At 48.6% G+C, this 14,891-nt stretch carries 16 protein-coding genes; 2 read left to right on the forward strand and 14 right to left on the reverse strand.

The annotated features are described in order from the left end of the window. Nucleotides 1-14 precede the first annotated feature (14 nt). The 14 genes from ACYVJQ_RS09390 to ACYVJQ_RS09455 form a co-directional block, all read right to left on the reverse strand. Complete coding sequence (locus tag ACYVJQ_RS09390; RefSeq protein ID WP_460892815.1) at nucleotides 15-647, reverse strand: TlpA family protein disulfide reductase; 633 nt, start codon at nucleotides 645-647, stop codon at nucleotides 15-17. Between the two features lie 942 nt (nucleotides 648-1,589). Beyond that, nucleotides 1,590-2,003 (reverse strand): DUF6691 family protein, encoded by a 414-nt coding sequence (locus ACYVJQ_RS09395; protein ID WP_460892816.1) that lies wholly within the window; start codon nucleotides 2,001-2,003, stop codon nucleotides 1,590-1,592. A gap of 45 nt (nucleotides 2,004-2,048) precedes the next feature. Then, nucleotides 2,049-2,606 (reverse strand): YeeE/YedE family protein, encoded by a 558-nt coding sequence (locus ACYVJQ_RS09400; protein WP_460892817.1) that lies wholly within the window; start codon nucleotides 2,604-2,606, stop codon nucleotides 2,049-2,051. A 122-nt stretch (nucleotides 2,607-2,728) separates the two neighbouring features. After that, a complete protein-coding gene (locus ACYVJQ_RS09405; protein WP_460892818.1) occupies nucleotides 2,729-3,223 on the reverse strand; it encodes a rhodanese-like domain-containing protein in 495 nt (164 codons plus the stop codon). Continuing rightward, complete coding sequence (locus ACYVJQ_RS09410; protein WP_460892819.1) at nucleotides 3,202-4,614, reverse strand: MBL fold metallo-hydrolase; 1,413 nt, start codon at nucleotides 4,612-4,614, stop codon at nucleotides 3,202-3,204. The genes ACYVJQ_RS09405 and ACYVJQ_RS09410 overlap by 22 nt, the downstream gene beginning before the upstream one ends. 98 nt (nucleotides 4,615-4,712) lie before the next feature. After that, nucleotides 4,713-5,510, reverse strand: coding sequence for a sulfite exporter TauE/SafE family protein (locus ACYVJQ_RS09415; RefSeq protein ID WP_460892820.1), 798 nt, complete (start codon nucleotides 5,508-5,510; stop codon nucleotides 4,713-4,715). A gap of 291 nt (nucleotides 5,511-5,801) precedes the next feature. Next, nucleotides 5,802-6,449 (reverse strand): Crp/Fnr family transcriptional regulator, encoded by a 648-nt coding sequence (locus ACYVJQ_RS09420; RefSeq protein ID WP_460892821.1) that lies wholly within the window; start codon nucleotides 6,447-6,449, stop codon nucleotides 5,802-5,804. A 92-nt stretch (nucleotides 6,450-6,541) separates the two neighbouring features. After that, complete coding sequence (locus tag ACYVJQ_RS09425; protein ID WP_460892822.1) at nucleotides 6,542-7,009, reverse strand: hypothetical protein; 468 nt, start codon at nucleotides 7,007-7,009, stop codon at nucleotides 6,542-6,544. A gap of 115 nt (nucleotides 7,010-7,124) precedes the next feature. Continuing rightward, complete coding sequence (locus ACYVJQ_RS09430) at nucleotides 7,125-8,462, reverse strand: MBL fold metallo-hydrolase (RefSeq protein WP_460892823.1); 1,338 nt, start codon at nucleotides 8,460-8,462, stop codon at nucleotides 7,125-7,127. A 311-nt stretch (nucleotides 8,463-8,773) separates the two neighbouring features. Further along, a complete protein-coding gene (locus ACYVJQ_RS09435) occupies nucleotides 8,774-9,616 on the reverse strand; it encodes a universal stress protein (protein ID WP_460892824.1) in 843 nt (280 codons plus the stop codon). Between the two features lie 416 nt (nucleotides 9,617-10,032). Continuing rightward, entirely contained in the window at nucleotides 10,033-10,260 is a 228-nt protein-coding gene (locus ACYVJQ_RS09440; protein WP_460892825.1) for a hypothetical protein, read from the reverse strand. Nucleotides 10,261-10,629: 369 nt separating this feature from the next. Further along, nucleotides 10,630-10,992: a hypothetical protein gene (locus ACYVJQ_RS09445; protein WP_460892826.1), complete on the reverse strand. Its 363-nt coding sequence runs from the start codon at nucleotides 10,990-10,992 to the stop codon at nucleotides 10,630-10,632. Between the two features lie 193 nt (nucleotides 10,993-11,185). Continuing rightward, the gene (locus tag ACYVJQ_RS09450) at nucleotides 11,186-11,800 is read right to left on the reverse strand and encodes a class I SAM-dependent methyltransferase (RefSeq protein WP_460892827.1); all 615 of its coding nucleotides are present in this window, start codon (nucleotides 11,798-11,800) and stop codon (nucleotides 11,186-11,188) included. A 67-nt stretch (nucleotides 11,801-11,867) separates the two neighbouring features. Beyond that, entirely contained in the window at nucleotides 11,868-12,737 is an 870-nt protein-coding gene (locus ACYVJQ_RS09455) for a DNA/RNA non-specific endonuclease (protein ID WP_460892828.1), read from the reverse strand. Between the two features lie 377 nt (nucleotides 12,738-13,114). On the opposite strand from ACYVJQ_RS09455, the gene ACYVJQ_RS09460 reads away from it, so the two are divergent. Together ACYVJQ_RS09460 and ACYVJQ_RS09465 are read left to right on the forward strand one after the other, a co-directional pair. Then, nucleotides 13,115-14,473, forward strand: coding sequence for a hypothetical protein (locus ACYVJQ_RS09460; protein ID WP_460892829.1), 1,359 nt, complete (start codon nucleotides 13,115-13,117; stop codon nucleotides 14,471-14,473). 2 nt (nucleotides 14,474-14,475) lie between these two features. Beyond that, nucleotides 14,476-14,889 (forward strand): hypothetical protein, encoded by a 414-nt coding sequence (locus tag ACYVJQ_RS09465; RefSeq protein WP_460892830.1) that lies wholly within the window; start codon nucleotides 14,476-14,478, stop codon nucleotides 14,887-14,889. Nucleotides 14,890-14,891 lie beyond the last annotated feature (2 nt).

The following is a 14,891-nucleotide window of genomic DNA, read 5'->3' on the forward strand; positions in this document are numbered from 1 at the left end:
TTTATTGGTATTGATTATTTAGCGAGGTTCTGCAAATACTCGCGCACCTCTTTGGTATCATACTCGGCCATGCCCATTTGCTTGGCGACAATCCTGCCTTCGCGTGAAATCACAAACGTGGTAGGGATAGAAGGGCTTTCAAACTCCTGGGGCATTTGGCTGGCTGGCATATACACCGGAAACGTGAAGCCTTTTTTTGCGATGAACTTCTTGACCTTTTCCATGCCGCCGGCATCTACAGACAACATTACAAAGGCAATTCTATCTGAGCCAACTTTTTCATACAGACTCTGAATGTTAGGCATCTCGGCTATGCACGGTGGGCACCAGGTCGCCCAAATATTCATAAACACAACTTTACCTTTCAGGCTGCTGAAGGGTACCACCTTACCGGTCAGGTCCACCAATTGGAAATCAGCGCCCACCATTTCGGTGGAGGCCGAAGGGCTGCTCACCGCTACTGCGGGGGCCGAAGGATTGGGTGTGGCGTCAGGCATATCGGCGTTCTTGATGCCGGTGGCCAGCAAAAGGCGCTGTACTTGCCCCAGGGCTTCTGTATGCAGTCCAGTTAGATACAATACTCCAAAAATGGCCAGCATCACAGCCCAGCCGGGGATATCTTTCCAGGAAAATTTTCGCTTATTCATGATCTTCTATAAGTTGGGTTGAAGAAGTATAAAATTAAAAAAAGGAGGGGTATACAGTTCCACCGTTAAATAGCCCTGCTATTTGGCCAAACATAGAATTGAGGTCGCTGGGGACAAACTCTACGGCTTCCGCTTGCCTTTTGGGATCAATGTTAAACAGTTGAAGAGCCAGGCTACATAGGGAGTGCCTGACTATCAAAAAAAACAAGAGTTACCAACCAATGGCCAACTCTCCTTGTCCATCTGTTTTAAGGTTATTTTGGCTAGAACAGGCTTAAAACGGCTTGCCTAGGCAGACCACGGGACCAGGCGGCTAATTCAACTAAAATAGAAACTGCGGAGGGGCATGCCCAGGGTCCAGAAAGGGCGCGACCGTGGGCAAGGTAAGCGCCAACACGCTCTCCCTCTGACCTGTAACAGAAAAAAGGTTTAATTCCTGGCTTTGCTCTATGAGGGCATAAACTGGAGGGCTACATTCCACCAGGGAGGAGCTGGTACTTTGGCTATCAGAGGAAGGCAGGAATTTACGGCAGTTGTGGGCGCATTTCCGCTTGAGCGGATGGTGGCTTTTAGCACAGCTTTTTCTGATCTCACCCTTGTTAGAAGAATCAAAAGCACCTGATCCCTGGCTGCTCTTCGGCAGGGCGAAAAGCAGGAACAAGATGCTGATGAATAAAAGCAGGTAACTCTTCACAAAGGGTAAATCAATAAAAAAGCCTTGTCCGCTAAGGGCAGGTGCTACAAAGGTAAAGATTTTAAATGAGTCTGGGTGTCGCCTACATTTCAGCCCAATTAAAGCCAGTGCTTTAAGGGGCAGGTTTCGTCCAGCGAGGCTATATCCAAGCGTAGTTACGTCCAGATAGCCTTGGTGGGAGAGGTAATGGTTTAGAGGTGTTTTATGTGGTTTGGGGTTGTTTTATGAAAAACGGGCTTAAAACGGTATTAATGGGGTAATCTGTCTCGCACCACTCCATACAGGAACGTGCCCAGCAAGGCTCCTAGAATGGCCACTAAAATAGCCCAATACTGGAAACCTATGTTCACGAACATAGGGCCCGGGCAGGCGCCGGTCAGGGCCCAGCCTAAACCGAAGATGGTTCCGCCAAGCAGGTAGCGTGGCACAGATTTCTCTTTGGGCGTGAAGACAATCGGGTTGCCCTGGTAATCTCTCCATTTAAATTTCTTGATCAGGAAAGTAGCCAGCGTGCCCAGTACTACCGCCGTACCAATGATGCCGTACATGTGGAAAGACTGAAACCGGAACATCTCCTGGATTCTGAACCACGATATGGCCTCTGACTTGCTCATGACAATCCCGAACAAGATACCGGCCAGAATAAACTTAAGACTTTTCATATTTTAACGTGTTGGAGGGGAAGACCTTATTTGTAGATGGTGGCGCTAATAAAGGAGGGGCAACAGGATAAAGGTGGTGATAAGCCCTCCCAGGAAGAAACCTACCACGGCAATGAGCGAAGGCCACTGCAGGTTAGACAACCCACTAATGGCATGCCCAGAGGTACAACCCCCGGCGTACCGTGAGCCAAACCCTACCATAAAACCACCCAGCAGAAGCACCAGAAAACCCTTAACGGTGAAAAGCGCTTCCAGGCTGAAAATTTCTGTTGGTTGAATGCCCTTCGGCTGGGAGATGCCCAGTTGCTGCAGGTCCTGGATGGTAGCCTGCGAAATCTGGACCGCTTCTCCGGTAGACAAGAATTCAGCGGAAATAAAGCCTCCTATAATGGCACCCACCAGAAAAAGCAGGTTCCAGACCTGGGACTTCCAGTTGAAATCAAAAAACTTCACATGCTTACCTGCCCCGCAGGCAGTGCAGATAATGCGTAGGTTGGAGGAGAACCCAAACGATTTCCCGAAAAATAGCAGTAGCACCATCACAAAGGCGATCACAGCCCCCGACGTGTACCATGGCCATGGTTGCCTTATTAATTCCACCATATTTTATTCCTTTTTGATTAGTAGTGGTTAGAACGTATTATCGGCAGACGTCTGGTGCACGGCCAGTAATACTTTGAGGTGTAGGTTATATAACGTCTCGTAATCTTATCTGGGCCAGTCGCTTATGCCGCGCCAGAAAGGCTGTGGGCCTTAAATCCTTTAGAAGCCATCAAATCACAGGCGCTTCCGCTGCGGTTGCCGCTCGGGCAAAACAAAAAATACTCTTTGTTCTTGTCCAGTTTATCTACTTGAGCAGCAAACTGAGTAGACATGGCATCCAGGTTTTTAGCGCCGGGAAGGCTTCCTGAGGCAAATTCTCCTGGGGTCCTAACATCCAGTAACTCGGCTTTGCCGGCTTGCTGGAATCTGGTTTTGAATGTTGACCCATCCAGGTTTTCGTAATTCTTTGGGGTTGATTTAAATATGTTGAACATGGCTATTATCTGTTTGATTGAAATAATAACACAAAGATCGGGGGTTTGTAAACCAGGTTCAGTGACTTTGGTCACGCAACAAAAACCATCTGTCAACATTAATGAAAGGAAGAAAAAAGCTGGCCTGGGCTTTTCTAAATAAACAATCCCAGGCCCCTTCTTTATTTTAGGGTGGATGGACAAACGTAGGCCGTCTTGGGAATGTCTGTCTCTGCAATGGCCTTGAAGCCACCTTCTACGTTAATCACGTTCTCAAAGCCTCTGGCCTTTAAGATAGAGGCGGCAATCATAGAGCGGTATCCTCCGGCGCAATGCAGGTACATGTCTTGTTCTTTGGGCAGTTCGGCCAGGTGGTCATTCAGGTAGTCCAGCGGATAATTGAGGGCCGTCTGCACGTGCTCAGCCTGGAACTCACCGGGTTTGCGCACGTCTACCACTTTTATTTCCTTATTCTGGGCGTAGCGGTTGGCAAACTCCTGGACTGAGATAGAGGTGATGGTATCTACTTCCTTGCCGGCCTGTTGCCAACTGTTGAACCCACCTTTCAGATAGCCTAACGCAAAGTCATAGCCAACACGGGCCAAACGGGTTACCACTTCTTCCTCCCGGCCTTCCTCGGCTACAAACAAGATGGGTTGCTGAATATCCGGGATTAGGGCGCCCACCCACGGGGCAAAGTTTCCGTCAATGCCTATATTGATGGAGTTTGGGATAAATCCTTTCGCGAAGACATCTGGATGGCGGGTGTCCAGCAGGAGGGCGCCAGTTTCATTGGCGGCCGCTTCAAATGCCTCAGGTGACAATGCCTGCAAGCCCTGGCTCATAACCTGGGCGATATCCATAGATCCTTCCCGGTTCATCTGCACGTTTTTAGGGAAATAGCTGGGCGGCGGGGTGAGCCCATCTGTCACTTCCTTCACAAATTCCTCTTTGCTCATGTCTGGTCGCAGGGCGTAGTTGGTTTTCTTCTGGTTGCCTAGCAGATCTGTGGTTTCCTTGCTCATGTTCTTACCGCAGGCAGAACCAGCGCCGTGGGCGGGGTATACGATAATGTCATCGGCGAGGGGCATGATTTTATTCCGGAGGGAGTCATACAGGTGACCGGCCAGTTGCTCCTCGGTCAGGTCTGACTTCACCGCCAGGTCGGGTCTTCCAACGTCTCCAATGAATAGGGTGTCTCCAGAAAAGATGCCGTAATCCTTGCCGTTTTCGTCTTTAAGCAGATAGGTGGTGGATTCCATGGTGTGGCCGGGGGTATGCAGCACCTTGATGGTCACATCACCCAGCTTGATTTCCTCATTATCTATAGCAATGTGGGCGGCAAAGGTTGGTTTGGCATTGGGCCCAAAAACAATCTGTGCGCCCGTAGCCCGGGCCAGGTCCACGTGGCCAGACACGAAATCGGCGTGGAAGTGGGTTTCCAGCACGTATTTGATTTTTACCCCGTTTTTCTCCGCCCTTTCCAAATAAGGGGTAATTTCCCGAAGCGGATCAATGATGGCGGCTTCGCCGTTGCTTTCTATGTAGTAAGCGCCTTGGGCCAGGCAGCCGGTATAAATCTGTTCTACTTTCATGATGTAAAGTGGTTAAGACTAAAATTTTTAATTCTTTTTTTTAATACAAAGCTGAGCCTAATGGGCAAGCCCTACAGTGACTTTGGTTACCCTCCAGCTTAAGGGAGAAATATTTCCCTGATAAGAATGTACACTCCCATAGCCAGCACAAACCAGCCAAACCCTTTCTTTAATTTTTCCCCCTGGATTTTGGAGGCCATCGCGGTGCCAATAAAAATGCCCGCAATAGAAAGGGCAGAAAAACTAAGCAGAAATACCCAATCTATGTCATAATGGAAAAGGTCTCCCAGGAAACCAATCAATGAATTTGCGGCGATGATGAAAAGAGAGGTCCCAACGGCCAATTTCATATCCAGGCCGGTTAATAGGACCAGCGCTGGGATGATGAGAAAACCGCCGCCTGCGCCAACCAAACCAGATACCAGCCCAACCAAAATACCCTGGCCCACTACGGCAGCATACGGGGTATTTTGTTGGCCATTCTCCAAATTAGGTTTGAGTCTTCTTTTCTTTATCATGCTGAAAGAGGCCATTACCATAAGCAGGGCAAACAGCACCATGAGCAGGAGGTCTTTTGTAATGTCAAAACCAGCTATTGTAAGAATATACTCAGGAATGGCCGGAACAATAAACGTGCGGGTCAGAAAAACAGTAGTGAGAGAAGGTACGCCAAAAATTAGGGCTGTTCTGAAACTTACCAAGCCCTTCCGGTAAAACTTTACGCTGCCCACCAGGCTGGTACTACCTACCACAAACAAGGAGTAAGCCGTAGCGATTACCGGGCTCAGGTGCATAAGGTAGACCAAAATTGGCACCGTAAGAATGGAGCCCCCGCTACCGGTGAGCCCCAGCGAAAGTCCTATAACCAGAGCGGCAACGTACCCTAAAATTTCCATTTCGTCCTTTAAGTTGATTTCTGATACAAAGGTAGAGGCCCTACCATAGGGACACAGTGACTATTATCACAGAAGGAAACCAGCACCAAAATTGGAAAAAAAAAGCAGATAAACCCTAACGTTAGTTAAGGGATGCTTAGCGGCAATTAGGATAAAGAAAAATTAACCTGACTTTGCAGGATGGTTTCCCTTGGCGTTTTGAGGACGTTTTTGCTAAAACGGCCTCAAAACGGAAATAGCTGAATGCACCAATAAAAAAGGAAAGTAGATTTTACTTTCCTTTTTTTAACTCTAGGTTTTAGCCAGATTGTGGACTTCTATATAGTTGCGGTGCAAGGTGATAGCCCCGGTCTGTTCCAGCTTTTTAAGTAACCTGGAGATCACCTCCCTTGAGCTGTTCAATTCGTCTGCAATCTGTTGGTGAGAGAGCCTGATCTCTTTGCCGGTTACCTGCACCTGCCGTTTTAGGTAAAAAAGGAGGCGTTCATCCAAGCCTTTAAAGGCCACACTGTCCAGGGTCTGGAGCAATTCTTCAAAACGGGTCCGGTAAGAGGCAATCACAAAGTTGTGCCAGGTCTTGTATTTGCCCAGCCATTGCTCTGAAAGGTGTGATGGAATTAAAATGACCTCTGAGGGAGAGACGGCCTTGGCCATAATCTGGCTTTTCTCATCACGGGCGGTGCACATCATAGAAAGGGCACAGGCATTGCCTGGCTCCAGAAAATACATCAGATACTCATTCCCCTCGTCATCTTCCCTGTAGACTTTTAAAAGGCCGCTGAGCAGTAAAACCGTGGACCGGATGTATTGGCCGGTGCGCATTACCTCTTCGCCTTCAGCAACCTGCCGGATGGTGCTGTGCGCCAGGATATCATCCAGAAGAAACTGTTCAAATTGGGGGAATTGCTGCTGAATGAGGTCTTTTTGCGTGGTTTCCATAGAGCGGGTTAAGGTCAGAAAGGCGCTTGCGCTGTTCCTCTTTAGATGGAGAGAAACAGTTAGTTGATGAGGTAAACTAAGAGTAAGTATTTTTAAAGGCTTCCGTAGGCTCTCACAATGTCCAGAACGGTTTCAGCGGTAGTATTTTTATGGATGGATTTGAAATCTCCCCGAAGGGCCTTCAACGAGTTACGTTCCTCGTCTATTTCCTTTCTGGTGCGGTAGTTCAACTTCCGGAATATGGCCAGCGGTGGGCACCAGCCCTGCAAGCCATGTTGCATAAGAAAAGACAAAACGATACCGGGCATAATAAGCCAGCGCTTGTCTTTGGTGGCACCCAGCACCAGGCCTGTTAATGCCAGTGTAGAAGCATTCACTTCCAGCACGCGCTCAATGGCCCATTCCTTGTCCAACTGCTTTAACCTCTTTTTGATGGCTTTCTCACTTTTTCGGCCATAATAAGCAATGTTAGACAGCATTTCGTTGTCAATTTGCTGATTTATTGCAGTGGGGGTGCTTTCCCTGACCCGGTCTTGCTCTGGTTTGCTTGTTGGTGCCATCGTTTTTCCTTTTTATTTTTTATACGGACAGTTGCCGCAAGGGATAGATACAAAAGCATTTACATAGAAATAGCCGGTGCACTTGCATGCACCGGCTACGCCTGCAATTGTCACCTTATTTAAAGTCGTTAACGGCTTCGCTCAGGTCCAATACCTTGGTGTCTGGTAGGGCAGCCTCTACAATGCTGCTGCCCGCCGCAGAGCGATACCCCCCGGCGCAATGCACCACCACCGATTTATCCGTGGGGATTTCACCAGCACGCTCCCGCAACTCAGGCAATGGAATATTAAGGGCCTGGGCAAAGAACTTACCGGTCTTCACCTCAGAGGCATTCCTGATGTCTACAATGGTATAATTGTCTGGGTTCTCGCGTAGATCCGCCACATTTAATGCTGGGGTGGTACTGTCTTTGGCCTCATCCAGCACGAAGGCTCCTTTGATAAGGAGTTCATATCCAATTTTGGCAGCTTTGGAGATCAGGTCATTTAGTTCAGCCTCACTTTCTGCGGCCAGGTAGAAGGTTTCCTGAGGGCCTGCAATGCTGCCCAGCCAAGTCTCAAACTTACCCCCGTTCTGGATGTTTATAGCCCCTTTGTAATGTCCCTTTTTAAAGGTTTTTTCTGGGCGGGCATCAATTACCAAGGCACCTTGCTCGGGTTTGAAGTTCTTGTCCAGGCGTGGCACCTTATCCAGGCTGGCCTGGTACCCAGGGGCGCCTTTTTTGTTGAGCGCTACGTCATACCCAAAATATTTAGGGATGAAGGGTTGGTCTTCGGTGAGCACTTTCACAAACTGCTCTTCAGACATGGGTTGTAGGGCATAGTTGCCTATTTTTTCCGCGCCTATGGTGCTGCTGTTGGCTTCAGAAAGGCCTTTTCCGCAGAGAGTACCAGCGCCGTGGGCCGGATACACCAGAACGTCATAGTTCAGCTTCATCAGTTTCTCCCGGGTGCTGTGGTACATCTGTTTGGCCAGTTCCTCGCGCTTGGCGGTTATGTTTCCAGCCCTTTCCCGCAAGTCAGGGCGGCCTACATCGCCAATAAACAGGGTATCTCCGGTGAAGACAGCTTTATCTTTTCCGTCCTGTTCCAGCACAATACTGATACTGTCCGGCGAGTGGCCCGGTGTGTGCAGTGATTTCAGTTTTACTTCTCCTAGCTCCAGAATAGCTCCTTCATCAAAAGCCGTGAACGGATAATCAGCCCCTACCAGGCTATGCGCGTAAAGGGTAGCCCCGGTTTTCTGGTGAATCTCCAGGTGTGAGCTCACAAAGTCAGCGTGGGGGTGCGTTTCAATGACTCTTACAATCTTGGCGTTGTTAGCCGCTGCATAGTCATAATAGGGCTGCGGATTACGGGCCGGGTCTATCAACACCATTTCTCTGGTGGTTTCACTTAAAACAGCGTAGGCATAATGCGCCAGGCCTTTGTCTTCAAACTGTTCTATCTTCATCTTTTTACCTTTTTGTCTGCGTTAATTTGTAGTCTCTGAAGGCTTGTTCGCTATTCAGATTTCCATACAAAGGTACGGCCCCCCATTACTACATTCAGTGACGTTTGTCACACAGCATTTATTCTTGGAAGCCTTCCCGTTTTACTTAGTAGTAGGAGGGTGCTCTCATTTTTTATGCCCGGGTTATTCGCTTGTAAAGTCATCCAGATTGGGGCATCCTAATGATTTTCCTACCTGCCTTTATCATTTATTTGAATGGTTATTCATCAAGAGTACTTGCCCTAGGCTGATATAGGTAAACCCTTATGGCTTTATTTAAGGTGATAGGTAAGCAGCGGCCGAATGCAATGTTTGACCAGCGTCTCAGCTATGCTGCCGTAGAAGAGGTGACTAACCCCTTTTCGGGCGTGGGTGCCAATGACCACCAGGTCCATCTCAGATTCCTGGTTGAAGTTTCTGACTCCGGCGGGTACTTTGAAATCACGGTGGAAGTGAAGTTCATAGTTTTGAAGTTGCAGATTGTCTGCGAAGTGCTGCATGTCTTCCTTTAAACTTTCTTCTTGCTGGGCATTTTCTTTCTGAAGAATCTGGAGCAGATGAATTTTAGCGCCAAATATTATTTGCAGCACTTTAAGGAGCGAAACAGAGCGCTTGGGTTGTTTCTCCTGGGCAAAATCTGCCACCCACAATATGTTATGGATAGGGGTGATGCTGGCGTTTTGGTGGATGGTGATTACCGGGACTTCTGTATACCTTACCACATGTTGCGCCTCTGACCCAGAAAGTTTCTCATGCCAGCCGTCTGCGCCCTGGGTACCCATAATCACCAGATCTACCTGTTGTAGGTTGGCGAAATTGGCTAGCGTGGTAGTAAGGCCGCCGTACAGCACATGTGGTGTGAATTTAAAGTCCACCTGTTGCCTGAGTTGGGCAAAACGGTCCTCGGCGGTTTGTTCCAGGGTTCGCATCTGGGCGTGATCCAGCGTTTCAGATGCCTCGTTGTTGCCTGCCCAATCTGCCTGATTCACCTGAATCACATGTATCAAGTGCGTTTCAATTGGCATCTGGTCCATTAAAAAACCCAAAAATTCCAGAGCCTTCAAAGAAACAGGTGAAAAATCTACCGGCACCATTACCCTTAGTTGCTTTTCCATTTTAGTTTGATTTTCGGCCTATTTCAAAGCCTGTTTTTCCTAAATATTTATTTTTTTGTAGCTACCAGCCGGGTCACAAATCCGGGGCCCTGGTGAAACTCTCCTTCTGAAAGGGGTATTGCCAATTCTTCCAACAACTGAATCTGTAGACCTTTAAAATCTTGTGCTAATTGGTCCGCGGAATAGAGCATTTCTGGGTCTTTCGGGCCGTCCGAGGCGTACTCCAACTGCCTGGGGTGGAAGGCTTCAAGAATAAGGGTGCCGCCAGGTTTTAGCCAAACCACTGTTTTGAGGTGAAATGATTGGCGCAGCACCGGAGGGAAATGCGCGTAAATGAGCGTTATGGCCTCAAAGCTCTCCGGCTCTGCTTCAAATTCTTTTGCCTCCTTTATCAGATAGTCAATGGTTACCTTTTCCTAGGAGGCCAATTGAAGAGCCTTAGCCTTTCCGGTGGTGCTAAAGTCAAAGGCGGATACTTTCCAGCCCTGGTGCGCGGCATATACGGCATTACGGCCTTCGCCTTCGGCGGCCAGAAGGAGGGCCCCTGGCTTAAGACCAGCCAGCTGAGCCTTAAAAAATTCATTCGGCTTAGCCCCGTATACCGATTTATGCCTATGGTATCGGTTATTCCAGAAATCCTGCATGGCTTTAAAGGTTTGTCTAAAGAAGTGGGCTCTTTCCTTTCCAGGTTTGTTTAAGGCATGATGACACCTGAAAGCTGGAAATGACAGAACTAACTTTAAACAAAGGTGGCAGAAGACCAGACCACGTTCAGTGACATTGGTTACATAAGGAGGAAAAGAGTAAAAAGATGGGCCTTTGGGAAAAGGTGAATCAGGTCCCTTGGGAAGAAATGGCCTGTATTCGCCAAAAAGGAGTGAAAAGGTGGGTTGGATTACCCTAAAAGGAAACGCTGTTTTGAGCCTATTTTCCGGAAAGCAGGCTCAAAACAGGAAGCAAGTAATTCTTCTTTTGAAAATTATTAACGCATTATCTCTCAATCGGTAAAAGTTCTAAAACTTTTGCTGGGTAAAGTTGATTTCTACGTCCTGGTCAAATACCACGTAGGCTCGTTTCCAAGGTTGGTCGCCTAGCATTTTCCATTTATGGCCGCGGCCGGTAGTATCCATGGCAAGCAGAACATCTCCTGGCAAGAGGGTAAACTGTTTACCTAGGCTGGTAGTGAATTCCAGGGTGCCGGTTAAGGTCAAGACATATTGGGTCCTGGGCGCCGGGTGCCAGTCGTAGGCGCTGTGCGGTGGCGTTTCTTTGAAATGGAGGGAAATGGCTTGGGTTAGCTGTTGCGGAGTTATGGTTCCTAATTCAAACCGGGAATGTCCTTCTGCATCTGTGTAAAGCTTATAGACCCTTATCATCTGGCTGGTGGTTGGTTCTCCCCGTATACTTTTAACCCGGAAGAGAGTTGCCCCGAATCAAATGATCCTTTCTGGATTTCTGAAAGCCCCACCTTTCCTTAAATCCATCTAAGGTTTTCTGTTTCAGGCCTGTTTTACCAAAAACGGCCCTAAAACAGAAAATGGTTTTTTGCCTAATAAACAAGGATTAAAATTAGCCCAGCTTTTGGAGGACCCAGGTGGTCATGCACCGGAGGTTCTGAACATTGGTGGTTTTGAGAGGCTCTATTAATCTTCCCCGTAAGGCTTCCGTGTATTCCAACAATCTCTTTTCATCTACCAGAAAACGCTCCGAACCGTCGGGTAAAAGGTATCGGCTTTGGCCGAGGGCAGTTACGCGGTTTTCAAGGCCAATAGAGGAAGCCAGCCGGGCAAAGAAAAAGCCGCCCGGCTTCAGCTTTTGCCACATGCCCTGTAGCATAAGATCAAAGTGCCCTGGGTTTCGGGCAAAATGCAGGACCGCACTACTGATAATCAAATCGAAGGAGGCATCTGAGAAAGGTAAAGCCTCGGCAGTGGTCACCTGGAAATTGGAAGCGGGCAGCGTAGGGGCCAGCCGGGCGGCCAGGCTTTTGGTTTGAGCCAAGGCTTCTGGGTTAGGGTCTACGGCATAAACCTGAAAGCCCTGCTGCAGAAAATACCACAGGTTCCGGCCAGTTCCACAGCCTACGTCCAACACCCGTTGGCAATCCTGAAAACGGTTTTTCAAGAGCTGGTCAAACAAGTAAATATCAATATCACCAAAGGTTTCTTGCAAGGATGGACCCATACAGACCAGTTAAAAAGAAAAGAATACGAACGTCAATAAAAGGAACAGATACTTTAACTGGTTTACCTTAATTTGTTGGCCCGTTGTCTACTTTTGATTCCAACACGGCCTGCAGTTGTTTGGGGAGTACCGACAAGAGGTCATAGCCGGTGCTGGCCTCAAGGGCATCAACGGTAGTCCGGTAAGTGCTCCAGTCTGATCTTACCGTATTTTGGTTGGGCGTATTCACGGCAATCACGCGGGTAGTGGTGGTAATGCGTTCCAGGTCCTTGTCGCCGTTTGGCAGTACCACCAGAACCTTCCAAATATTGGAGGGCACGGTGACCCGGCCATTGGCGATGGTGTTGGCTGGACCGTTACTGCCGGTTCCGCCGGTGCCGTAGCTGCCCATAATCACGTATACTTCCTGCCCTGCATTCACCAGTTGCCGGGTGTATTCCTCCAAATTAGACCAAAGTTCGCGGTTATGGGTGGGAGCCTGCGGAAGGATGTTGGTCATGAGAAAGGTAGCCGAGTTGGCCTCCTGGGTATTGGTACGGTCCCCGGACGGAATGTTGTGGCCCCGGTCAAAACCCGTACCGGTATAGGCGGAAGAAGAAACCCTGTACCAATCTGCAGGCAAGGCCGCGTCTATCCTGAAATCATCTTGCCGGGGGGCATCGCCTAGCCAATCTTTGCTCACGTGCCAGCTTACCCAGTTGGCAATGCCCCGGTCACGGCTATAGGAGAGGGCATATTCCTTTTTCACTATCAGGTAATTATTGGGGACAGAAACAGAAGCCTCGGCCTGACTGGGATTTCCCAGCACCAGGTGCTCGCTCACGGGCAACTGGGAGGTGGTGGGGGTTACCTGGGTTTCTTTACAACCAAAGATAAAAAGCGCCAGGCTTAGCAGAGAGGCGTATTTCTTGAGGGAGGAGAGACTTCTTTTCTTCATACTTGTATGCATTGGGGCTATTAGGCAGGCAAAATACGGAAAGCGGCTTGGTAATTAAGAAAGTTAAGGGCAAAAGAGTAAAACCAAGGGCGCGAGGGCATTTCCTGTTTTACGCCCGTTTTTCTAAAAACAGGGCAAAAACAAAAGTTAATCGGCTTTAATTAATACCAAATTCATTCACCCAGCGTTGTTTCTTCTGGTTGGCCTTATCCTTAAAACGGACAGGCCAGCGTTTGAAAACCAGGATGCGGGTGGTAACGACGATTTTTAGCGGAATATTATCTGATTTCCTTTCTAACCAAAGATAACCTTTTCGCTATATTCTTAGTAAGTTGCCAATAATACTCAACCCAAAGGGCATGGATAAAACCAGGTGTATGCGCAGTAGTAAGGTACTTTTGCTTTCAATAGCATTGGTCTTTACCGGATGCTACAAAAAGGAAACAAAACTTGAAGAATCAACCTCCCAGGTAGCACAGGAACAAGCTAAGCCGGCGGCTAAACCCAATGCCTCCGCGGCAAAAGTACCGGTAGAATCTCCCCCCGCTACTGCTTCTACGGTAGACGTGAACCTCTACCTGGAAATCTCCAATGGCATGAAAGGGTTTATTCCGCCCCCCGCGCCAGACAAACCACCTACGGCTTTCCAAACCCGCCTGAACCAGTTGATCTCTGAAATTCAGGATGGCCGTTATGTGAAATCCAAGCGCTTTTACCTGGCCAAAGAGAACAATCAGGGCAAGCCGGTGCTGGATAGTGTCTCTTATTCTACCTTGAAAAACACCATCTCTAGCGGGATTAAGGCTGATGTGCGGGGTACTCCGCTCCCCGATATGCTGCAGGCAGCTCTGGCCAAGTCAATGGAGCGGAAGGCAGTTAGTATTATCATTTCTGATTTTATCCATGGACCAGATCCCCGGAACCCCGGTCAGTTCCTTTCCCTGGATTCAGATATCAGGAGCAGCCTGAAGGCCGCCGAGCAGCATAACCAGGTAGTGGCAGTATTGGGTGCTACTTCACCTTTCTATGGTACGTACCACCCGGCCGTGAAAAAACCAGCCGTAAGCCGCGTGTTGCAAGGGGAGGAGATTCCGTATTACATCTGGATTGTTGGCCCTCAACAGGAAGTGCAGGTGGTCATGAACAAGATTCTCCGGAACCTACCCGCCCAGCAGGCGTACTTTGGTTTCCAGTACCCGAATGTGCCTTTTTCAGCAGTGTTGAAGGCCTCGCAATTCAAACCCATGGGGCTGGTATATTGCACCAACCGTACGGCTCAGGCCTGTACCTCGGTGAATTTACGGCCAGAACCTAAAGAGCCCGTGCAATTTACCATAGGCTTGGATTTGAGTCAGTTACCGGCTTCTATGAAAGACGCGGGGTATCTGAAGCAATATTTAAAGCTTACCACTACCGGCGCGAAGGCTTCTCTTGGCACTGTAATTGCGGCAACTGATGAAACCAGGGCCGTTCCCGAGTTAAGCCAGTTTACCCATTTCGTGAAAGTAAACGTGCCCGCTTTGACGGCCTCCACCGGAACGCTGACCCTAACCCTTCCGCAGGTAAGCCCGGCCTGGGTTGGCAACTGGTCTACTGAAAACGACAATAATCCTGCGGCGGCCCCTAAAAAGACGTACCAATTCTCTAAAATCATTCAGGGGGTGCAGGCCCTCTATAGAGATCAAAACGAAAATGTCCTAAGTGTAACTATGAAATTTAACAAAGAAAACAACTAAGAATGATACAGAACTTTTTCTCAGGATTGTACGAATTGTTCCTGGGCCGTCCGCTGCCAGCCAACTACACCAATGACTACCGCGAGGTAGTTTTCCCAAACACCGGTCTGACTTTGTTCCTGATCACGCTGGGCATGGTGCTCTTGTATTATTATGTTTTTAACCGCCTGATGAGCACCGGCTTTTACAAAACCCAACACTGGACCATCATGCTGGTGCTGAATGCCGTCATCGCATTTTTCATCCCCATCATGCAGGTGAACAGCAATGGCATTGAAACCCATTCGTATACCTACACCTTCGCTTTTGTGAACGCGGTATTGAGCGTGATTCTGTTTTTTCTTTTTTCCCTCCTTTTCAAAAAAGGGTCGGTTCAAGCCTGGACTACCCCTATGAAATGGCCTCACACTAAATAACC

This window comes from Rufibacter soli (assembly GCF_054781795.1).

Bases quoted from the DNA above. Each gene is read 5' to 3' on its own strand.
- ACYVJQ_RS09390 (WP_460892815.1), bottom strand. From the start codon at position 647: ATGAATAAGCGAAAATTTTCCTGGAAAGATATCCCCGGCTGGGCTGTG.
- ACYVJQ_RS09395 (WP_460892816.1), bottom strand. From the start codon at position 2,003: ATGAAAAGTCTTAAGTTTATTCTGGCCGGTATCTTGTTCGGGATTGTC.
- ACYVJQ_RS09400 (WP_460892817.1), bottom strand. From the start codon at position 2,606: ATGGTGGAATTAATAAGGCAACCATGGCCATGGTACACGTCGGGGGCT.
- ACYVJQ_RS09410 (WP_460892819.1), bottom strand. From the start codon at position 4,614: ATGAAAGTAGAACAGATTTATACCGGCTGCCTGGCCCAAGGCGCTTAC.
- ACYVJQ_RS09415 (WP_460892820.1), bottom strand. From the start codon at position 5,510: ATGGAAATTTTAGGGTACGTTGCCGCTCTGGTTATAGGACTTTCGCTG.
- ACYVJQ_RS09420 (WP_460892821.1), bottom strand. From the start codon at position 6,449: ATGGAAACCACGCAAAAAGACCTCATTCAGCAGCAATTCCCCCAATTT.
- ACYVJQ_RS09425 (WP_460892822.1), bottom strand. From the start codon at position 7,009: ATGGCACCAACAAGCAAACCAGAGCAAGACCGGGTCAGGGAAAGCACC.
- ACYVJQ_RS09430 (WP_460892823.1), bottom strand. From the start codon at position 8,462: ATGAAGATAGAACAGTTTGAAGACAAAGGCCTGGCGCATTATGCCTAC.
- ACYVJQ_RS09435 (WP_460892824.1), bottom strand. From the start codon at position 9,616: ATGGAAAAGCAACTAAGGGTAATGGTGCCGGTAGATTTTTCACCTGTT.
- ACYVJQ_RS09440 (WP_460892825.1), bottom strand. From the start codon at position 10,260: ATGCAGGATTTCTGGAATAACCGATACCATAGGCATAAATCGGTATAC.
- ACYVJQ_RS09445 (WP_460892826.1), bottom strand. From the start codon at position 10,992: ATGATAAGGGTCTATAAGCTTTACACAGATGCAGAAGGACATTCCCGG.
- ACYVJQ_RS09450 (WP_460892827.1), bottom strand. From the start codon at position 11,800: ATGGGTCCATCCTTGCAAGAAACCTTTGGTGATATTGATATTTACTTG.
- ACYVJQ_RS09455 (WP_460892828.1), bottom strand. From the start codon at position 12,737: ATGAAGAAAAGAAGTCTCTCCTCCCTCAAGAAATACGCCTCTCTGCTA.
- ACYVJQ_RS09460 (WP_460892829.1), top strand. From the start codon at position 13,115: ATGCGCAGTAGTAAGGTACTTTTGCTTTCAATAGCATTGGTCTTTACC.
- ACYVJQ_RS09465 (WP_460892830.1), top strand. From the start codon at position 14,476: ATGATACAGAACTTTTTCTCAGGATTGTACGAATTGTTCCTGGGCCGT.